Genomic DNA, 20,544 nt, shown 5'->3' with positions numbered 1-20,544 from the left:
CACCTAAATCTGATCATCAAATCGATCTTGGATGTATTGAGATTATTGTGACTTCAGTATCTAATTAGTGAAAATATGACTTCACGTCATCCCTTATTCCATAAGGGGTTTTCATGATCTTGCCCTGACCTCTTTCTTTTATTAGGAAGGAGGCTTCACCGATGATTTGGGCACGCTACCGCCCCTAGGTTTGGCTCCTAGAAGCAAGTTTTTGCACGTAATGTGAACGGTTGCATTTCCAAACAGGAGACGAATTGTATAGTAAACACGTTGCAACTAAAAGTAGAACGTGTAAAAAGCTTACAAAAAAATGTCTTTTTTCTGACACTTATTCCGTCATAAATGTGGCGTGTTTTATAAAATTATAATTATCAGACACCCATTTACCCAACGAGCACTAAACAGCCAGTGACGCTGATTCCAAAAGCTTAAATAAAAATAGTTGCAATAATATGAATTGCATCACAAGCGGTTGCAATGAAACGTAGTCAAATTTATGACGAATATCTAAGTCTCTCTAAACTTTCAGTTTTGCCATTTTCTTTCTCCTATTTTGCTTGCCTACAATACGCTCACTTATTCACTATCTGCCTGCTTACCCTACCTACCTACTGAGCGATTTACCGAATCGCTGCCAAGTAGTGAGGTTTGACTATGTGTAAAATAGATACTCACAAGCGTAAGCTAGCAAAGATAAAAGCGTCGTTTTGTTATGAAAGTACTGCACCACGGTGGGAAAAATACGGTTACTGGCTCTTGTCACGAGCTCGTGTTACAAAATGGAAGTATGCTGATCGACTGTGGTTTGCTACAAGGCCAAGACAATGCTCAGCAGCAGAGTTGGGGTATCGATTTTTCTATCGCTCATCTCAAAGCGGTAGTGCTGACCCATTCTCATATCGATCATATTGGTAGGCTGCCTTGGCTATTAGCAGCTGGCTATAAGGGCCCTATCTACTGTACGGAAGCCACCGCTGAGCTCGTGCCGCTTATGTTAGAAGATGGTTTAAAGCTCCAATTGGGTATGCGGCGTCATCAAAGAGAGAAAGTGCTCGATTTTATTCGAGCGCTTATTCGTCCTTGTCCTTACTCAGTGTGGGTAGAAATAGAAGAGAGTACTTCTCTTCGCTTTCAACCTGCTGGGCACATTTTAGGCTCAGCATATGTTGAATTTCATTTATCAAACCAAGAGGTTGTTGTTTTCTCCGGGGATTTGGGACCTCGCAACACACCTCTCCTACCGGATCCGTTATCACCGGAAAAAGCTGACTACCTGTTTATCGAGTCGACTTACGGCAATAAAACTCACGAGGATGTAGAGTCTCGCAGCAGGCGATTACTTTCTATTATTGAGCACGCACTTAGGGATGGTGGCGTAATTGTGATACCAGCTTTTAGTGTCGGGAGAACCCAAGAGTTACTCTTTGATATAGAGCAGCTTATGCATGAGCACGCTTTGCAAGATTCACTGCCTATTATTCTCGACTCTCCTTTGGCTAAAAAGGTGACCAATACCTATCGCCAATTAAAAAAACTTTGGGGATCTGAAGCGAAAGAGCGACTCGATCATCATCGACACCCTCTCGCGTTTGACCAATGCATTACGATCGAAAGCCACGCAGACCATTTACAGCTCGTTAACCGTCTCGCAAGTACATCAGAAGCCGCTATCGTGGTTGCAGCCTCCGGAATGTGTGAAGGTGGCCGTGTCGTCAATTATTTGGAAGCCTTACTACCTGATGAAAGAAATGATGTTCTATTTGCTGGCTATCAAGCGGAAGGGACTTTAGGTCGGCGTATCCAGGATGGAGAAGAAAGTGTATTGATTGAAGGTAAGCGCGTGAAAGTGAAAGCTCAAGTTCATACGATGTCAGGCTACTCTGCGCATGCCGACATGAACGACTTACTACAATTTGTAACTGCCATTCCTACTCCTCCTAAAGAGGTTCACCTTATACATGGTGAGGAAGATTCGAAAAAAGCGCTTTATCAAAAACTCATCAACCTCGGATATAACTGTGTAATATAGTGAATTAGATAATCATTTAATTTCGAGGCAACATAATATATCGCAAACATAGTTTGTTGAATTCATTGATATAGTTACGTCAAGATTCAAAAACAAGCCATAAGTAAGGACTCAGGTTCAAGAAAATTAACAAAGTTACAAGCATGTTCTGGATTAAGGGATATAATTTCTATACGAATTAAATTATAATCGCCGACTTGTAAGCAATTGGCTAGTCGAAAACAACTTATTCCATTCCTATGACAGACAGTATGAGCGACACGCTTCAAGAACGAGAAGCTTCTGAATTAACTAAAAATAATTCTATCAGCATAACATCAGCATTGGACGAGTTATCCGCAAGTGAAACCGACGCTTGCCTTTATATCTACTGTCCAAAAGAAGACGAAGCAAAGATTGCTCAAGTACTTAAGAGACACCCTGAGATTAACGCACAAGTTAATAACTATGCTCTTAGGGATTTCAAGAGTAAAACGCTTTGCCACTTCAAAAGCTCACATCTAAACCCTGAGCAGCAAGCGTTTCTTGTAGCTGCGACAGAACTAGGTGCTTGGGTTGAGCCTCTAGTGAGCTACTTTGATCGTTCACTTGGCTACACTGAAACTGAGCTCTTGCATAGCGGCTACTTCTTACACCAAAAAGCTTTTTCTATCCTCTCTAATCGTAAGAACAGCTGGCAAAAGCGCTTCATCGATCTCTTGTTTGTTTTTATGCTGTCATGGGTTGCTATCCCAGTAGGGCTTATTACGGCACTGCTCATTAAGCTTGAGTCACCAGGCCCGGTATTCTTTAAGCAGCGTCGCACTGGCCAATATAATGAAGAATTTGAAGTGATCAAGTTTCGCTCGATGCGAAACGATGCGGAAAAGAACGGTGCCCAATGGGCGACCAAGAACGACGCTCGCGTAACGAAAGTCGGCTGTTTTATTCGTAAAACTCGCATAGATGAGCTCCCTCAGTTAATCAATGTATTAAAGGGAGAGATGTCGATGGTTGGTCCTCGTCCAGAACGCGAGGTGTTCATCTCTGAATTGGAAAAAGCCATTCCTTACTACCGCTTTCGTCACGCCGTTAAACCAGGGGTAACTGGTCTAGCCCAAGTAAAATACCCTTATGGCGCATCGGTAGAAGATGCTATTTGGAAGCATAAATACGATATCTACTACATCAAACACCAAAACTGGATGATGGAAGTGAAGATTCTTTTCCTTACGATTAAAACAGTGTTGTTTGGGATGGGGCGCTAGAAAACGGCGAATTCAACCGAACGGATCGTAGGTATAAAAAAGAGCAGCGCCTTACGGTAGCTGCTCTTTTTGTATGCGTATTTTGTGGTTACTAGGTTCTACGGAGATTTGCGAGACTAAGACTTGCGCTTAGTTCGGTGTTTCATCGTACCTTTAACGGCATAGACAGAAAATGTAAATAGACTTCTTGGCAAACTCAAACCTACTACGTCTCTATAGAACTTCCATTGATATGACAAAACGCTAAATTTGTTAGCTGTCATACCACTATCCATCCGATACTTTGCTAATGGCTTAGGTAGACAGTAAGCTTTGGGAGTATCTTTCAGTATATCTAACCACAATCCCATATCCTGACGTTTACGAATAAGCGGCATATAGCGCTTACCTAGTGCCTGTGTGTCATAAACTGCAGTTAGACATCCGATAACGTTACTGTACATGAGTTTTTTGTACGTTGTATATTCTGGTGCAGTTACAACACTTAGCTCTTCTTCACTATTAAAACGGCTGTAGTGGGTATAGGTGAATGAGTATTGATTTTCAAGCATAAAGTTTATCTGATCGGAGAGCTTCGTTTCCACCCATAAATCATCCGCATCAAGAAATGCGATAAAGCGACCTCTTGCCTTCTCAATTGCAGCATTTCGACTAGCACCGGCCCCAAGGTTTTTATTATTTCTAAAAGTAACAATTCTTGAGTCTTTTTCGGCTAGTGATCTTAGCAACTCCCAACTACCATCAGTAGACATATCATCGGTAACGACCCATTCCCAATTTGAATAAGTTTGAGAAACTATCGACTTATAAGTGTCCTCTAAAAACTCTACTGAGTTATAAAGTGGTGTTATTATAGAAACGAGATTATTCATAGTAGTTACTTCTGGCTTACTGTGTTAGGTATATTAAATGTTCGTTCGAATTGCTGATAAGAAGCCGCTGCAAAAAATAACAGTATTGGCATGTAGATTATGTTGTAAAATGTATCGTATACGACACCTGCAATAATAAGTAACACTGTCCCTAACAATAGAGTAAAAGAATAGATATTTCTATGAATAAAGTGCAAAGAAAAAAGCCAAATAACAAAGATCAAATGGAATAACAAACCAACTGCACCCCATTGTGAAAACCAAAATATATAAACATTATCACCAACATTGGCTAAATACTTATTTGCTCCCATAGAGAATAAGTAATTTTCCTGCATAATATCGATCAATAATTGGAAGTGCTCCATTCGTTTATATACAGATGGTATTGCTTGAATATCGCCAGATATTATATGTTGAATCAATTGGTTAAAGTAGGGATTACTCGTCAAGTAATATAGAATAAAACCGCTAATGGAGAACGCTAGCCCTACAACTATTGCCTTGTAAATAATAGGGTAATAAAACAAAACCACTAGTGCATATAGCATCAAGACAATTAAGGTTACCCCCCTAGAAGTTGTCGCGACTAACATCATTAGGTGCAAAAGTGCAATCACAGATATCATGATATGATTACGTTTCTTTACATATAGGGATACGAAATAAAAATATACTAAAGACAAACAGATTGCCAAAGTGTTTGGGTTTCCAGATAACCCAGTGACCCTACCTAAACCACCACTTACTTTCTCGGCTGAATATAAGATACTTACCATCGAACTCTTCATTAATCCTGGAAATATAATTTGCAAAATAATAAAGGAAGCCTGTATACACAGATAGAGTATCAATATCTTATTTAATTTTGATTGTGGGATAGGTTCGTTGGAATAAAAAACAGAAAAAACAAAGAAGTAAAGAATTGGCCTAAAAAACTCAAAGAGATCTCGAGAAACAAGAGATCGCCCTTCTATTAGGCCTGTATAAAAAGAAGCAAACATTACTGTAAAAACGAGGAACAAGTATGCTGCGTGACGTGCCTTTACTTCGCCTTTTCCAAAAAAATAGACCACTATAAATGACAGCATAATTAGTAGGTCGAATATTCTATTCAAGGCATCTACAGAAGAGTTTAATCGGAATAGAATTAATAATAATAGTGTTGACACTTGTTATTTTGCCTTAATAACCAGTCGTTTTAACTTATCATAAAGGTAATAAACTGAAAAATCCGAAAATAGTGCAAAAATACCTTTTTCAAAAATGTATTGCATAGCACTTACAAACGGCAATTTTACAATATATATAAATCTTGGGATTTTGTACGCGCTCTTCTTATGCCTATCTAAAATAGAGTTGTACTCTTCAAGAACACCTATTCTTGTCAAGATTCTGTCATTTGATCTTGTCTTAACACTAGTAAGAGATGTTGATGACTCAACAACAGTATAGAAATTTTCATTGAGTAACTTATATTTTTGGCAAAAAACTCCGGCTGTAAGAGAAAAAATCACGTCGTTAGATACCAATGTCTCTGAAAATTTAATATTATTAGTTCTTAAAAAACTGGTTCTATAAATCTTAGACCATGGTACATGAAACCAATATAAAATATCATCGATACCTAACTTGGCTTTTTTATAAAGATAGCTATAAGCCATAGTTCTGTTACTCGGGTTACCATCGATCTTTACTGAGGAGGGACAGCTAAATAAAATATCGTAAATATGATACTGTTGAAGCTGATTGATAATTTTCTTTAATTCGATGACATTTACTTTATCATCTGCATCTATGAACGTAACCCAATCAGATTTAACGTTTTTAAGACCAATATTTCTACAGGTACCAGCACTATTTTCTCCTTCATTTGATAAGAAATTTACCGTGCTGTACTTGAGCTTTAAAGCCTTTAAACTGGATTGATCATTACTTGAGTCATCAATTACGATTAAACTGACTCCATCAACTGAAGTCAAATCCAATAAAAGATGATCCAATGATTCGAACGAGTTATAATGAGGTATGATTGCAGTCAACAAACTCATAGCTTAAAGATGCCTCTAAATTTATTATAATAAACTGAGATCAAATTAGACTTATTTTTGTAGTAATTTTCCCATTCAACCGCAGTGTCCATTAATTCTTTACGACCCGTCACATAATATAATGCTTTAAGCTGATTTACGTGTATAAATTGATAGTGGACCGTACAAGGTCGAATGCGTTCCTCATATTCAATATGATTTAAATCATAAGTGGTCCACTTTCCTGTATCATATTTTTCTAGAATAGAAGATAGAGAATCCAAACATTCGTCTAATACTTTGTATGCTTGCTTATCATTAGTAAAATAAGCAAAATCTATTATGCCAAAAATAGAAAACATGAAACCATTTAGCACTTTCGGGGGCTTAATACTTGGATATTCGAGATAAAATCGACCCTCCGGCAACATACAACTGATGTCTGACTCGCTATCTATCATAGTATCAAACGCACGCTTAGCACTGTTAAGATATTTTTCTTTTCCTGTTAAATCATATGCCCTCAGTAAAACAGAGATCGCTCGTGATTGAGCCATCGCTGATTTCCAAGGAGACTTTACATGGAATTTATCAACGTTAGTATAAGCGAGCCAGAATCCTTCCTCTGTTTGATTCTCCACAAACCAATCTGAAATATTGATAAATCTCTCTTTAGCTGATTCATCTTGTTCATCCCAATACTGATGTAGATATGCCAGTGCCATTTGACCAATAGCTATCGGAAAGTAATGCATTGAACTTCCTGAACTGGAATCCACATAATGAGGAATTACAGGGATGCCTTTATTGTCAAAGTGGAATCGTTGACTTCTATGAGCCAACATATCGTCGATATTATACTTGAGGAAGTAATATTTTTTCAGTTCCTTATTGAATTTCACATAATCATATATAAGAGGATTAAAAATATCGTTATATAGCTTCTTGATATAAAAAAAGATCTTGTTCATTACATACAACTCTTATTATCTAACATCACTTTTAATGCCTCTTTAATTGTGGAAACATTCAAGCTCATTAATAACTTCACTAAAACCTTAAACAGAATGATTTTTGAATTATACTTAGGATAGTTTCTAACCATCAAAATGTTTTCAAAAATCTTCTGTTTCCATCGAAAGGAATTTATTTCATAGCTAGATTCAAGTCTTGACAATGAGTGTTCAATATTACCAATTTGATTTATTGTTATTTCACGATTTTCATTTAAACGATAAAAAAGAGAGAAATCAACTCCATAAAAACTAAACCTTGAATCAAATACACATCCATACTTCTTCTTCAAAATATCAACAGCTTCTCTATTAATGGTTAACCCACTGTTTATTGATTTCACTCCTGAGATATACTCGTCATTATCAATAATGCTATTATCATTAATTTTTATCGGATAAACCTTTTCACCGTTGTAGGTGACAGTAGGAGCAATTACATAGGGGCCAGTGACATTTTTATGTTCAAAGAAGGTCCTGTCACTTATATCAGTATCATCATCAAAAATTGTTACGCTCTCATAACCTTTATACCTATTGTGAATTATTTCATTATAGATACAACTTAAACTCTCATTAATATCCGATAAAATAACATCAACCCCCTCTAACTGTACATTAGTCAGACCGGACTCATTAACCCAGACAACTGTTTTGTATTCCTTACAAGTAAGCATTCCCAGCTGTCTAAGGCTGTTGATTGTGGGGATCGAATGTGGATCCTTATTATGGGTAACAATTAAGATGAGTTTATATGTATTCATATTTGTTTTAAATCAGATTAAAGTGCTTTTTAGTTTCACACAGGAATGAACGCACGCTGTCAAAAGATTTTCTGTGTTCTTGCTCAATATGCTCTAAGACTTTATGCATAGTTTTACTTGCCCATTCTAACTCTGAATCATCAAAGCCATAAGCCAAGCCATATCGATCAGTTTCATTTGGGTACCATTGCTCCTTTGTCATGTTATTATTTGGAACGACTACAGATTCACAACCACACAATACAGCAAATAGAGAGTAAGCGGTGTAATCATCATAGGATACAAACCTTTTACTTTTCTTTAAGATTTCTGCGACTTCATGATGTGACATACCATCTATAGGAACTGAGTTATCTTTATGAACTTTATTTTTTTTAGACCCCTTTCTGACAATATGACTCTCAATCGTACGCTCCTCTACCCCTTTTGTATTGTAAATATCTAAGGGATAGTAGATTACTTTAAGTTCATGACTTGATGTCTTTGAATAGCAATACTCGAAGTCTTTGATCCCGGAGTTAAACTTAAAGTAAAGCTCTCCAGCACCAAACTGAAATTCACGATGAAAATGACCAGGTTGATGTAGAAACCATCTGACAACATTTTTTGCGTTAAGAGGATTACCAAAAGTAAACTCGGGGTATAAAACTACAGCATTACTTTCTTTGACTTGTGATGCCATACAAACAGGAGTATGCCAGGCTGGATGAACCTTAATCTTTCTAAACCTTTTGATGGTTACCGATAGGGCCTTTTTAACACTTGATACAAACTCTTTCTTACTATTGAACTTAATCCTTTCTGCCTTCCTAGGTACTAAGTATGCGTCGTGTCCTTCAACTTGATTTATCAGATGACACAGGCGGTGCAACACTACACTACCACCACTATTGCAATCGTAATCAGGTGCATATATAAAAACTTTCAATTACTACCTCTCCAATTCAAACTAACATGCACTTTTTTTGACATAAGATACTGGACTGTTAATAACAGAATTACACATATCACACCCTGAATGGTAAGAATAGAAAACTGAAGAAAACGCTTTTCTGGAAAAGAAATAAGCTCACTGAAAATATAAAAATATAAAACAGAAAAAGAAATCGAGGGTATTAGAGTATGGGTAAAAAACTTATATCCATTCGAAAAGTACTTTACAAAATTGTAACCACTCCATATGAAAAACAATGTTGTAGATGTCACAGCATAAAAAACAGCCATACCATTGGCCAAGTATAATGTTGCTATTATAACGTTAGAAGGTATAACTAGAAAACTATAAGCCGCATATACTTTTGTATGCATTCCTAACTGGCCAGTACTGTATCTAAACAGAAAGCAAAAATTAGACAATACCGTAAAGGTTGAACCAGCAAAAATCCAAGGTAAATATTGAAAAGATTTTTCAGATAAGAAAACATCCCCACTCCAAATATATAGCAACCTCTCTCCATGAAAGAACATAAAAGAAGCTAACGATACTGAAATCACAGATATAACTTGAAAGAACTTATAAAAAAGACTTCCGTATTCATCATATTTTTCGTCATTTATCAACCTAGTGAGCCTCGGCTGAAGTAATTGGCTTACTGGCTCACTTAATACCGTCAAAAGAGCTGTTACAGAAAAAGCAACACTATAAAATGTATATTCTTTCAACTCCATTGTCGCTGTTAATACTAGCTTGTCAGATTGATTTACAGCGATCCACAAAACAGATAAAAAAGAAAGTTGAACGGCGAAATATAGGACTTCTTTTAAACTAGAACTCGGCTCATGTTCTTCAGTAGATTCTGGTAACGTCTCAATTACTTTACGCTTATAAACTCCCCCAAAATAGACAAATAGTACGCTAGCCACACTCACTGCTACTATCTGAACGATAAAGTACGAGCTAATATCATTACTAACATTTTTTATAATCAACAATGCAAACGGCTGAGATAATGTTATATATACAAAGTTTATTGCAGATATTAACTTGTGTTTTTCGCTTGATAAAAGAATGCTTTTAAAAGGGCCTTGAATGTACTTAATAGCGAAAACACAAAACATGGATGACAAACAAAAAACCACACTGCTTTCATCCAAACCAGTCTTCAGCCATTCTGTTCCATATAGGTTAGCTATCACTATTCCTATAACAGATACAGAAATTGATATTACAATAAAGACTCGAATAACTTTATTAAATAACTTAATGAATTCTTGGTATTTGTGCTTACTGGTTCTAGACGTAATTGACTGTCGGGTTAATACTCCACTAACTCCAACATCTAAAATATTAAGACAGGCTTGTATCACTGTAAATAGGCCTACTAAACCGTAGGCCTCATATCCGACTTCATCTATAACGAAAGGTATTAGTAGAACAGCAATAAGCGCACTATATACTTTTGATAAGTACACAGCACCTATAGTTGTAAATTTCATTTCAGTAGAAGCTTTTTATTGTTTCAATTACCATATCTACTTCTTCATCTTTCATGTTATAGAAAATTGGCAATCTCAGTAATCGCTCACTCTCTCTTGTCGTATATAGATCATCACCAGAAAATCTTGAGAATTTTTTCCCAGCAACTGAGCTGTGTAATGGAATGTAATGAAACACAGATATAATTCCATTTGCCTTCATATGTTCAATTAATTTTGTTCTCTCGTTAATATCTTTTAGTTTTATATAGAACATATGCGCATTATGAGTACAATAAGAAGGTACATATGGCAGTTCAATTAAGCCATTTTCTTTAAGTTTGCTTAACGAACCGTAGTACGTTTTCCATATTGTCAGCCTTCTTTCATTGATCGCTTCAAAGTAGTCTAGCTGTGCACGCAGATAAGCTGCTTGGATCTCTGATGGGAGGAAACTACTACCAAGATCGACCCAACTATATTTATCGACCATGCCTCTAAAAAATTGGCTACGATTCGTCCCTTTTTCTCGTATAATCTCCGCTCTTTCTTTGAAACGTTCATCATTAATAACTAAGAGGCCGCCCTCACCACCACTAGAATAATTTTTTGTTTCATGAAAACTAAATGCACCTAAATGACCAATTGTTCCTAAAGGTTTGTTTTTGTAGAAAGAGTTAACTCCTTGCGCGGCATCTTCAATGACAAAAAGATTATATTTTTCTGCTAGCTCCATAATTGTGTCCATTTCACAAGCTACACCTGCATAATGAACTGGTACTATAGCCTTTGTTTTACTCGTAATTGCTGCTTCGATCAGGTTTTCATCTATATTCATAGTGTCCGGACGAATATCAACAAAAACAATTTTGGCTCCTCTAAGAACGAATGGATTAGCACTACTAACAAATGTATAGCTTGGAACAATAACCTCATCACCCTCTTTAATATTTACTAGCAATGCGGCTAACTCTAAAGCATGAGTGCAAGAAGGAGTAAAAAGAGTTTTTTTTGCTGAAAGCTTTTTTTCAAACCATTTCTGACAATCTAACCCAAAGTAACCGTCTCCACATAATTTTTGGCTTTTCATGGCCTGGTCAATATAATGTAACTCTTTTCCAGTAATAGGCGGTTTGTTAAATGGTATCATTTCTTTCTTCTTCCAAAAACTTTTTTTCTAATTCTATAAGGTTCCGGCTTCTTGCTTTCAACCTTTTTGCGGGATTGCCCAAGTAAATAGACCATTCTTCGGTAGATTTTCTAACTAAGCTCTTTGCACCAACCGAAGTTCCCTCAGAAAGCCTAACACCCGGTAGAACAACAGAGCCCGCTCCAACAATTGAATGCTTACCAATACTTGTTTTCTTTTTAATTTCTTTACGATATATACTTGGCACTGTTGGATTGGTCATTGTTTCACCAGAGTAGTCATCCGATTGACTAAAAACCTGGACAAAATAAGCCAAGCCGGAAAAGTCATCTAGTTCAACACCAGGTTCCCCTCCAGCAACAAGACAGTGAGGTGCAATGTGCACATTTCTTCCCATTGTAATTTTTCCAGATAAGACACAAAAATCATCAACTCTAGAAAAGTCACCTATTTCAATTAACTCTGGGTTATATATAGAAGCTTTGTCACTGATCTTTACATTCTTTCCAATCTTTTTAAAACCCAATTTATTGAGTTGCTCTTCGTTTAAGTACGCCATTACATTATCCTTTTTGGAATTACATATCTTTACTTGTATAGTTTCTTGTACTCATCTAAATTCAATCCCACAGTATCCTTACTGGATAATATAGGAGCAGATGAAATGGGCCAATCTATATTTAATGTTTCATCATTCCAAGCGATTGTAATCTCAGATTTAGGGTTGTAATAATCCGTACACTTATATACAAACTCAGCCACATCACTCGTCACATAAAAGCCATGAGCAAAGCCTTCTGGAATCCACAGTTGGCACTTGTTTGCTTCAGAGAGGTATACTCCAACCCACTCACCAAATGTATCAGAACCTCTTCTCAAATCCACGGCGACATCAAACACTTCACCAGAGATTACTCGAACAAGCTTGCCTTGTGTGTTTTCGGTTTGAAGATGCAAACCTCTTAATATCCCTTTCTTGGACTTAGAATGATTGTCTTGTACAAACTCTGTTTTTTGATGTGTGACTTCTTTTTCAAACTTCTCTTGTTGCCAAGTTTCCATAAAAAAGCCGCGTTCATCACCAAAAACTTCAGGCTCAATAATTTTCACATCAGGTATAGATGTCTCAATGACTTTCATTTTTTGTAGTCTTTTAAGTTTGTTAACGCTGAACGCCAATCACTAACTTTAATGCTAAAGTCCTTAAAAATTCTACCGCAATCAAGCATAGAATTAAGGGGCCGCTTAGCTGGCGTAGGGTATTGTGCAGTTGTAATATTCGAAACATGAGGCAAGGCTGTAATTAATTGCTCCTGATATGCTCTTGCAAATATTTCATTAGCAAAGTCATACCAACTCACATGAGGCTCACCTGAGAAATGATATATGCCGCTCATTTCTTCATTAAAATCATCACTCTTGCTCATCAGTTTTATCAACGCATCTGCAATATCACCTGCATAAGTAGGCCCGCCATATTGGTCACCGACAATATTCAAGTCATTACGAATTGTGGTTAACTCCAACATTGTTTTGACAAAGTTTCTGCCGTATTCACTAAACACCCATGCTGTTCGCAATATTATATATCTTTTACAATACGCTCTTACAGCTTCCTCACCTGCCAATTTACTTTTCCCATAAATTGATTGAGGATTTGGGGTATCACTCTCCAAATAAGGCGTTACTTTATCACCATCAAACACATAATCAGTCGAGATATGGAGTAATAGACTATTATATCGCTCTGAAGCAATAGCTAGATTCTTAGGACCATCAGCATTAATTTTGTAACAAAGATCGGCTTCACTTTCCGCTTTATCAACAGCGGTATAAGCAGCAGTATTGAATATTACATTTGGTGAAACCTCTCGAACTGTTTCATCAACTAAACGAAAGTCGGAGATGTCAAGAAGCTCCTTATCGTACTCAAATACCTCTACTTCTTTTCTGTTTTGCAGCGCCCTTGACAAACATTGACCAACCTGACCTTTCGCACCAACTATCATTACCCTCATTGCGAGCCCCTTTTGCGCTCACCTTGAACCAAGCGACACAGATACTGCCCATACTCATTCTTCATCATCGGCTTGGCAAGCTCTAGCATCTTTTCATCCGACAACCAACCATTTCTCCAAGCTATTTCTTCCAAGCATGCAACCTTTAATCCCTGCACGTTCTCAATTGTTTGGACAAATGATGATGCTTCATGCAGACTTTCATGTGTACCTGTGTCAAGCCATGCAAAGCCACGTCCCAACAGCTCTACATTTAAGCTACCGTCTTCTAGATACATCTGATTCAGAGAAGTTATCTCAAGTTCACCTCGCTCTGAAGGCTTTACTTTTTTAGCCCAATCTACAACTCTATTATCATAGAAATACAATCCAGTTACGGCGTAGTCTGATTTAGGCTCCTTTGGTTTTTCTTCGATGGACACAGCCTTGTGATTATCGTCAAATTCGACAACACCAAAACGCTCTGGATCTTTTACTCTGTAACCAAAGACCGTCGCTCCGTGTTTTCTTTCTGCCGCATTCTTTAACGTTGTAGAAAACGATTGACCATAGAAGATGTTGTCACCCAAAACCAAGCAGACGGAGTCATCACCAATAAAATCTTCCCCGATAATAAAGGCTTGGGCTAAGCCGTCGGGCGTCGGTTGCACGGCATACTCAATGTTGACACCGTAATCCGAACCGTCACCCAGCAAACGAACAAATCCAGCTTGATCTTCAGGTGTAGTGATGATGAGGATATCTTTGATTCCAGCTAACATCAACGTTGATACCGGGTAATAAACCATTGGCTTATCGTAAATAGGTAGCATTTGCTTAGAGGCTCCACGAGTCAAAGGGTAAAGCCTTGTACCAGAACCTCCTGCGAGAACGATGCCTTTCACATTTACTCTCCCTTTCCAAAACGAGCTAGCTTATAGTCTCCCGATAATACTCTTTGCCACCAATGCTGGTTATTCAGGTACCATTCCACTGTTTTCCTAATTCCGCTCTCAAAGCTTTCTTCAGGTCTCCACCCGAGCTCTCTTTCGATTTTCGATGCATCGATAGCATAACGAACATCGTGACCCGGCCGATCTTTCACATATGTAATTAAGTCCTGATATTTCGTAATACCTTTTGGTTTGTTTGGAGCTAATTCATCCAATAACTCACATATGCTCTTGACCACTTCGATATTTTTCTTTTCGTTGTGACCACCAATATTATAAGTTTCCCCAATTTTTCCTTCGGTCACTACTGTGTAAAGAGCGCGAGCATGATCTTCAACAAACAACCAATCTCGAACCTGATTTCCATCACCGTATACTGGCAATGCCTTTCCATCGAGAGCATTTAGGATCATATGAGGTATTAATTTTTCCGGGAAATGGTAAGGTCCGTAATTGTTAGAACAGTTCGTTACAAGTATCGGTAAACCATAAGTTCTTCCCCAAGCCCTTACGAGGTGATCTGAACCCGCTTTACTAGCAGAGTAAGGACTACTTGGCTTATAAGAAGTGTTTTCTGTAAATAAGTCACTTGTTCCCTCAAGATCACCATACACTTCATCAGTAGAGATATGGTGGAATCGAAAATTACTTTTTCTTTCTTCAGGAAGGCTGACCCAATATTCACGGGCCGCTTCTAACATGTTGAATGTCCCAACCAAGTTAGTTTGGATAAAATCACTAGGTCGATCTATAGAACGATCCACATGAGACTCAGCCGCGAGATGCATAATCGCATCAGGTTTTGTTTCCAATAAAACTTTTCGAACTAATTCAATGTCACAAATATTTACTTGTCTAAAATCATAGCGGTCTACATATAAGTTCGACTCCGGAATTGACTCTTCATTCCCGGCATATGTTAAACAGTCTAAATTAACAACACTATCATTTGTGTTACCCAAAATAAATCTTACAACGGCACTACCAATAAAGCCCGAACCACCAGTAATCAATATTTTCATTATTGTTAACCTTTTAATTTTCTAATGTCGATAGTCTTAGCTTATACTTTCACTAATTAAAATGTCTTCTAAACGCAAAATTTAATAGAATTATAGCTAAACCAAAAGAAGCCCCTAAGAAAGTTCCTATAATACATATTAATGCACGTTTAGGCTTCGACTTAACTTCCGGAGTTACTGCAGGGTCGACAATTTTAAACACGAATTCTTCTTGTACTTCTGCTAACATTAAACTTTTCGTTTGCTCTTCTATAAGCTTATAAAACGTACCTTGCATAGTTGCTAGCGATGTTTTATCTAATTGAGCATGTAAATATTGTAAGTTTTTCTTTGTATCAGAGATTGTCCGCTCTCTCATGTTTCGATTTATATCTTTAATTAACCAAGTAACCCAGTCCTTTGCGATGAAAGGTGAGTAATAGTTGACTGATATAGAGTAGAGGCCACTATCTTTATCTTGTTCAATATTAAATACCTCTTTCACGAACACTTCGTAGGCTTCTTGTAAGGTAGGCTTCCTTCCCCTTAATCCTTTTGCCTCTCTAAGCCATTCACCTGTACCTTCAGAATATACGTCAGAATCAATGATAAGCCTGTCATCTTTCATATCCCAATTGTTTACAGCCATTAGTGGAACTAACAAATCATGTTGTGTAATAAAAGACTCAACAAACTGACGAGATTTAATTACCTGTACAGCTAACTCAGTCTGACTTTTTTCCGAACCACCTATATTGACACCAGCGAGAGCTGCTAAGCCTCCCAGTTGACTTGCCATATTTGCTAAGCCACCTGAACTTGAAGAATAAGAAGGTGCTAAAAGAGCATCAGCTTTGTAGATATCAGGTTGCTTGATTGCAAATATAATTGAAGCAATTGCAAATATGATTGTACTACTTATAAGAATCCATTTACCTTGCCAAATTACGTAAAGCAATTCTTTTAAGCTAACCTTGTCATCCAAAGCCTGTATTGATGGAATTTCCATCATGTTGGCATTATCTAAATCATTCATCGTTTTTCAATTCAAGACTGCTCCAAACTACGTTAATTACAATAATAATGTTATTTATGTTAAGATATTTCCTCACAAACCCAACATCTTGCTTACCGGTGCGCACTTCTTATTAATATTTACTTAATGGCATTAATCGCGACACCTGTTTGATATAGTATTTGCGTCGCAGCAGTCCAAGTACTCAACGCATCGCGGTAATCCGTATCAATAGGTACAACAATTGTGTCGCCAGCTTTTAACCCTTCTTTGTTATTTCCAAACCAGTAACCAGAGGATGGCTTATATACAGAACCATCTGCACGCACTACAAAAATACGGTCTTCGTCTGCTTGTTTCTTAGCTCCACCCGCTTTGTTCAGATAATCATCGACGTCAAGTTTGTTATCTAATAAGTAAGTAATTGGAACCTGAACTTCACCCATGATTGATACTGTGTTTCGGAAAGTCGGAACAAAGAGGAAGTCTCCATCTTCTAGCATAAAATCAGCTGAACGCTCACCCTTTAAGATGCGATTTAACTGTACCACCATACGGCCAAGAGCTTTGCTGCGACTTGCTTCCTCAACAAATGCTAACGTTTTTTCTGGGTCTGAAATTACAGAACCTATATTGCTATCTGCTCGGAACGTCTTCTTCGCTGTTTCTTTTCGCATATCTGCGGCGTATTGGTTTAAAAGCTTCTGCTCTTGTAAACGCAATGCTTCACGCGTAAATATTGCTCCTTGAGGGTGAGCAAACTCTGTCAGACCGCCAGCTCGGTCCAATAACTCACTTAAGGTTTCACCTTGACGCACGGTATAGGTTCCAGGGAAGCGAACTTCACCCTGTAGAGTTACTGTGCTTTGTAGCTTCACATTTGGCTTTTCTAAGATGTTCAAACGATCTCGGCCTACGATAATTGCATCGTCTGAAGCACTGCCTTGGATTGCTTTACGCAAATCAATACGCTCGACATCAATATACGCACGCTCATCCGCACTATTAATCGCGGTTCGTGCTAATTCTGCATTAATTGTGAATGCGTTGTAAGTCAAACCACCAGCTGCTTCAATAAGCGTTGATACCGTCATTCTTGGAGTAATCGGGTAGCGTCCTGGGTGCTTCACTTCACCAAAGACTTCAGCAATTTGAGGGGCTAGCCCTAAACGAGACTGCTGCTGAAGTTGTAACAACACTGGGGCAAGTAAAGTGCGACGAGTATTTTGCTTCAGCTTTTCAAAGTCTTCCTCTGTAATCTCTTTACCACGGAAAATGATTTTAGCTGGTTTCGCCTGCTCAGTAGTGTTCTGGTTGATAACCATACCGTCTGCAGAATGCGAAACGGCAACAGAAGAGCTCATCACTTCTTGCTCTTTCTGTTGTTCCAACTCAGCTTGCTCTTGCGCTTGCTCCAATGTTTTTGCTTTTGAAACAGCCTCTTGTGTTGCCAATGTATCCAAGTCTTCGTTATTAAAGCGGTTGAAAACCAATATACGATCTCGTGATTGTAACTGGAGGTTGTCTTGGCTACCTGGTGATAGAATTGCGTTGGCTAAACTTAGTTGGAACACTTCAATATCACGCTGTGGATTAACCTCTCTTACCACAACGGCATAGTTAACATCAGCTGTAGAATTAAAAGCTGAGTCAACAGATTTGAAAAGATCGGCAACACGAAGGCCATTGTACCATTCCACATAGCCAGGATGACGAACATCCCCCTCTATCTGCACGTAACGAGTAAGCTCTTCGCTTTTTTTCAAGATCATGATGGCATCGCCATTTTTAACTTTACTCTGTCGATCTTGCGTTTTATTGAAATCAAGCGTCAAAGCCTCACGAGCGCCATGTGAAGCGTAGCGTTTTATCTCTAATTGCTCGACATGGGCATTCGCAGTAAAACCACCAGCCATCTGAATAAGTTGCTGGTATGTTTCACCTTGCTTGACTTCATAAATTGCAGGACGGTTGATCTCGCCTTCGATAGACACTGTTTCGTTAACAGAACCAATTAACACAACATCATCCGGTAGTAAGCGCACATCATTACTTGCATCACCTTTTAGTAACAGGTCATACATATCCAACTTACGAATGATTTTACCATCACGCTTTAGTTGGATATCTCTTAGTGCCCCACTTTCACCAAAACCGCCACTGTAATAGATAGCTTGTGAAATTGTCGTTAACGCACTAACCGTATAGGCTCCCGGCTTATATGCATCCCCCATGACAAACACTTGCATGGTACGTAGTTCACCTAATGAGATATCACTGCGCACACCAATCATTTGTTCTTTTACACGTTGTGTCAGAGAGTCTCGAACATCGGAAAAGTGCATGCCAGCAACATTTACTGGCCCAAGTGAGGGGAAGTTGATTGTGCCCGCACGATTTACGCGTAAACGATGCGTTTCATTCTCCTTACCAAACAACTGCACAATGATTTCATCACCTGCACCCACTGTGTAATTTGCTGGCACAGGAACATCACTGATCGGAGCAAAGGTGCTTGGAGAACCAGCAAAAAGATCTAAACCAAAGCGTTTAAGCTCTTCCTGCTCACCTTTTTTGAGCCGTTGTTCTTCGATATTGGAAGATACAGCGCCACTAGATTCAGCTCTAGGTTGGATTACTTGCGGGTTTTCGTAAGGAGACTTGTTTGAAGATGAACTAGAAGGAATGGAGAAACCATATTTACTCGCCAAGGCCTGTTGTTGGTCGGCGGGTAGATTTTGAAACATTTTCATTTGTTCTGGAGTGGGTGTTTGTGCCATTGAATAAGACGCAAACGTACTTGCCAATATAAAAGCGGCAATAGAGAAATATCCTTTAAACATGGTATGTCACTATAATAATTGAATAAAAGACCCTAGCCCCAAGTTTGAGCTCTAGGTATTTAAATTAGAAACGGTGCTGAAAACCCAATGTAATCGAGTTAAGGCGAACTTGGTCTTCAGAGACGTTATCAACGAACTCAAATATCACTGCGCTTTGGTTATTTAAAGCGTAGTGCATACCTAACCCAAAACTAAATCCTTGTTCTTTGTGAGAACCTACATTTTGTAGATCAAGCTGAACGCTTGAATACCCAGCTAAACCATAAAGTGCAACTCGCTCTGAAACCGGCATATTCAACTTAACAAAGCCGCTCAAAGCGCTATCAACAGCAAGACCAGTGTCACGTTGAACTGATGTCCCATAACGTCCTTCGAGACCAATGTAATCATTAAAGAAGTACCCTGCTTGCGCACTAAGAAGGAAAGGACTCCCCTCTTTTACGGGCTCAGAAGACGAGCTTTTCAATTCTGCATTTGAGTAGCTCACTAACGCACCAACATAAAAATCGGCTGACGCTGAAAAAGAACTCAGGCTTAAGCCCAGTGCACTAAGTATTCCTAAACAATGCTGCTTTCTTATCACGTAAAAGTCCCTAGTACTGGTAATAATATGGGCTGCCAAAGCAAAGTTAAGCGTGCTATGCAGGCCATTAAATACTGAAGAGTTGGCACGCTACCGCCCTGAGGCGTTGAGCGTAAGCCACTGTATCATCGCTTTCTATATGGTGTAAGTAAAAACGACCTATTGACTCCAAGCCTCTAGTGCTAGAGGAAATAGGCCGACAAATTATGCACTCTTGATAGTTTATCAGCAAGCAAGGGAGCAAGATAACCGCACAATGTCACGCTGGTGTTAGAAATGAGATCGTAAGCCATAGCAAAATAAGAAACTATTTACATGCTAAGGCTTTTTTATCTAGAATATAATTTGGAGCATTTTTTATGCTACCAAACATCGATGTTTTTATACCGGATACACAAGGATTAATAATGAAGAATACAGCTCTAGCTATTCTTATGGCTCTAAGCGCATCAACTGCATTTGCAGCAGAAGAAGCAGGCTCAACAGGCGCTGCGTCTGCGTCAGCAACTGGCACTACAGCTGTAGGTGTAGGTGCAGCAGCAGCAGTAACTGTAGTAGCAGTTGCAGCGTCAGATAGCGACTCAACATCTACTTCAACATCTACTTCTACTTCTACTTCTAACTAATTTCGT

Annotated in this window: 19 protein-coding genes; 3 read left to right on the top strand and 16 right to left on the bottom strand. The window is 38.3% G+C overall.

The genetic code is table 11. The features are described 5' to 3' along the window. Nucleotides 1-712: 712 nt before the first annotated feature. Nucleotides 713-2,029 carry an MBL fold metallo-hydrolase gene (locus tag L3V30_RS15575; RefSeq protein WP_237309247.1) on the top strand — a complete coding sequence of 439 codons (1,317 nt, stop codon included), beginning with the start codon at nt 713-715 and terminating at the stop codon, nt 2,027-2,029. Between the two features lie 239 nt (nt 2,030-2,268). Continuing rightward, the gene (locus L3V30_RS23965; RefSeq protein WP_145533346.1) at nt 2,269-3,276 is read left to right on the top strand and encodes a sugar transferase; all 1,008 of its coding nucleotides are present in this window, start codon (nt 2,269-2,271) and stop codon (nt 3,274-3,276) included. Between the two features lie 116 nt (nt 3,277-3,392). Here the strand turns inward: L3V30_RS23965 and L3V30_RS15565 are convergent, their stop codons facing one another. From L3V30_RS15565 to L3V30_RS15490, 16 genes are all read right to left on the bottom strand, one after another. After that, nucleotides 3,393-4,148 (bottom strand): glycosyltransferase family 2 protein, encoded by a 756-nt coding sequence (locus L3V30_RS15565; protein WP_237309246.1) that lies wholly within the window; start codon nt 4,146-4,148, stop codon nt 3,393-3,395. Nucleotides 4,149-4,153: 5 nt separating this feature from the next. Beyond that, nucleotides 4,154-5,320, bottom strand: coding sequence for a hypothetical protein (locus tag L3V30_RS15560; protein WP_237309245.1), 1,167 nt, complete (start codon nt 5,318-5,320; stop codon nt 4,154-4,156). A 3-nt stretch (nt 5,321-5,323) separates the two neighbouring features. Beyond that, a complete protein-coding gene (locus L3V30_RS15555; RefSeq protein WP_258489621.1) occupies nt 5,324-6,199 on the bottom strand; it encodes a glycosyltransferase in 876 nt (291 codons plus the stop codon). Further along, a complete protein-coding gene (locus tag L3V30_RS15550) occupies nt 6,196-7,149 on the bottom strand; it encodes a D-glucuronyl C5-epimerase family protein (protein ID WP_237309243.1) in 954 nt (317 codons plus the stop codon). Before L3V30_RS15550 ends, L3V30_RS15555 begins: the two co-directional genes overlap by 4 nt. Then, on the bottom strand, nt 7,149-7,955 hold the full coding sequence (locus L3V30_RS15545) for a hypothetical protein (protein ID WP_237309242.1): 807 nt from the start codon (nt 7,953-7,955) through the stop codon (nt 7,149-7,151). Before L3V30_RS15545 ends, L3V30_RS15550 begins: the two co-directional genes overlap by 1 nt. Nucleotides 7,956-7,962: 7 nt before the next feature. Beyond that, complete coding sequence (locus L3V30_RS15540) at nt 7,963-8,883, bottom strand: WavQ (RefSeq protein WP_237309241.1); 921 nt, start codon at nt 8,881-8,883, stop codon at nt 7,963-7,965. After that, nucleotides 8,880-10,391, bottom strand: a complete 1,512-nt coding sequence (locus tag L3V30_RS15535; RefSeq protein ID WP_237309240.1) for an O10 family O-antigen flippase — start codon at nt 10,389-10,391, stop codon at nt 8,880-8,882. The genes L3V30_RS15540 and L3V30_RS15535 overlap by 4 nt, the downstream gene beginning before the upstream one ends. 1 nt (nt 10,392) lies before the next feature. Then, the gene (gene rffA / locus L3V30_RS15530; protein ID WP_237309239.1) at nt 10,393-11,520 is read right to left on the bottom strand and encodes a dTDP-4-amino-4,6-dideoxygalactose transaminase; all 1,128 of its coding nucleotides are present in this window, start codon (nt 11,518-11,520) and stop codon (nt 10,393-10,395) included. Continuing rightward, nucleotides 11,507-12,079 carry an acyltransferase gene (locus L3V30_RS15525; protein ID WP_237309238.1) on the bottom strand — a complete coding sequence of 191 codons (573 nt, stop codon included), beginning with the start codon at nt 12,077-12,079 and terminating at the stop codon, nt 11,507-11,509. Before L3V30_RS15525 ends, rffA begins: the two co-directional genes overlap by 14 nt. A 29-nt stretch (nt 12,080-12,108) precedes the next feature. After that, nucleotides 12,109-12,660: a dTDP-4-dehydrorhamnose 3,5-epimerase gene (gene rfbC, locus L3V30_RS15520; protein WP_237309237.1), complete on the bottom strand. Its 552-nt coding sequence runs from the start codon at nt 12,658-12,660 to the stop codon at nt 12,109-12,111. Beyond that, nucleotides 12,657-13,538: a dTDP-4-dehydrorhamnose reductase gene (rfbD, locus tag L3V30_RS15515; protein ID WP_237309236.1), complete on the bottom strand. Its 882-nt coding sequence runs from the start codon at nt 13,536-13,538 to the stop codon at nt 12,657-12,659. Before rfbD ends, rfbC begins: the two co-directional genes overlap by 4 nt. Further along, nucleotides 13,535-14,422, bottom strand: coding sequence for a glucose-1-phosphate thymidylyltransferase RfbA (gene rfbA, locus L3V30_RS15510; protein ID WP_237309235.1), 888 nt, complete (start codon nt 14,420-14,422; stop codon nt 13,535-13,537). Before rfbA ends, rfbD begins: the two co-directional genes overlap by 4 nt. A gap of 2 nt (nt 14,423-14,424) precedes the next feature. Continuing rightward, nucleotides 14,425-15,492 carry a dTDP-glucose 4,6-dehydratase gene (gene rfbB / locus L3V30_RS15505; RefSeq protein WP_237309234.1) on the bottom strand — a complete coding sequence of 356 codons (1,068 nt, stop codon included), beginning with the start codon at nt 15,490-15,492 and terminating at the stop codon, nt 14,425-14,427. A gap of 52 nt (nt 15,493-15,544) precedes the next feature. After that, nucleotides 15,545-16,507: a Wzz/FepE/Etk N-terminal domain-containing protein gene (locus L3V30_RS15500; protein ID WP_237309233.1), complete on the bottom strand. Its 963-nt coding sequence runs from the start codon at nt 16,505-16,507 to the stop codon at nt 15,545-15,547. A 119-nt stretch (nt 16,508-16,626) separates the two neighbouring features. Then, on the bottom strand, nt 16,627-19,329 hold the full coding sequence (locus tag L3V30_RS15495; protein WP_005395821.1) for an SLBB domain-containing protein: 2,703 nt from the start codon (nt 19,327-19,329) through the stop codon (nt 16,627-16,629). 64 nt (nt 19,330-19,393) lie between these two features. Then, nucleotides 19,394-19,912 (bottom strand): porin family protein, encoded by a 519-nt coding sequence (locus L3V30_RS15490; protein ID WP_005395819.1) that lies wholly within the window; start codon nt 19,910-19,912, stop codon nt 19,394-19,396. Between the two features lie 407 nt (nt 19,913-20,319). On the opposite strand from L3V30_RS15490, the gene L3V30_RS15485 reads away from it, so the two are divergent. Then, nucleotides 20,320-20,538, top strand: a complete 219-nt coding sequence (locus tag L3V30_RS15485; protein ID WP_005395817.1) for a hypothetical protein — start codon at nt 20,320-20,322, stop codon at nt 20,536-20,538. Nucleotides 20,539-20,544 lie beyond the last annotated feature (6 nt).

Source organism: Vibrio sp. A1-1 (genome assembly GCF_021728175.1).
In the GTDB taxonomy this organism is placed as follows: Bacteria; Pseudomonadota; Gammaproteobacteria; order Enterobacterales; family Vibrionaceae; genus Vibrio; species Vibrio diabolicus.
The sequence above is the reverse complement of the archived record's forward strand: the minus strand, read 5'-3'. Positions and strand labels throughout refer to the sequence as shown.

Bases quoted from the DNA above. Each gene is read 5' to 3' on its own strand.
- L3V30_RS15495 (WP_005395821.1), bottom strand. From the start codon at position 19,329: ATGTTTAAAGGATATTTCTCTATTGCCGCTTTTATATTGGCAAGTACG.
- rffA (WP_237309239.1), bottom strand. From the start codon at position 11,520: ATGATACCATTTAACAAACCGCCTATTACTGGAAAAGAGTTACATTAT.
- L3V30_RS15535 (WP_237309240.1), bottom strand. From the start codon at position 10,391: ATGAAATTTACAACTATAGGTGCTGTGTACTTATCAAAAGTATATAGT.
- rfbB (WP_237309234.1), bottom strand. From the start codon at position 15,492: ATGAAAATATTGATTACTGGTGGTTCGGGCTTTATTGGTAGTGCCGTT.
- L3V30_RS15565 (WP_237309246.1), bottom strand. From the start codon at position 4,148: ATGAATAATCTCGTTTCTATAATAACACCACTTTATAACTCAGTAGAG.
- L3V30_RS15500 (WP_237309233.1), bottom strand. From the start codon at position 16,507: ATGAATGATTTAGATAATGCCAACATGATGGAAATTCCATCAATACAG.
- L3V30_RS15525 (WP_237309238.1), bottom strand. From the start codon at position 12,079: ATGGCGTACTTAAACGAAGAGCAACTCAATAAATTGGGTTTTAAAAAG.
- L3V30_RS15485 (WP_005395817.1), top strand. From the start codon at position 20,320: ATGAAGAATACAGCTCTAGCTATTCTTATGGCTCTAAGCGCATCAACT.
- L3V30_RS15550 (WP_237309243.1), bottom strand. From the start codon at position 7,149: ATGAACAAGATCTTTTTTTATATCAAGAAGCTATATAACGATATTTTT.
- L3V30_RS15555 (WP_258489621.1), bottom strand. From the start codon at position 6,199: ATGAGTTTGTTGACTGCAATCATACCTCATTATAACTCGTTCGAATCA.
- L3V30_RS15575 (WP_237309247.1), top strand. From the start codon at position 713: ATGAAAGTACTGCACCACGGTGGGAAAAATACGGTTACTGGCTCTTGT.
- L3V30_RS23965 (WP_145533346.1), top strand. From the start codon at position 2,269: ATGACAGACAGTATGAGCGACACGCTTCAAGAACGAGAAGCTTCTGAA.
- L3V30_RS15545 (WP_237309242.1), bottom strand. From the start codon at position 7,955: ATGAATACATATAAACTCATCTTAATTGTTACCCATAATAAGGATCCA.
- rfbC (WP_237309237.1), bottom strand. From the start codon at position 12,660: ATGAAAGTCATTGAGACATCTATACCTGATGTGAAAATTATTGAGCCT.
- rfbD (WP_237309236.1), bottom strand. From the start codon at position 13,538: ATGAGGGTAATGATAGTTGGTGCGAAAGGTCAGGTTGGTCAATGTTTG.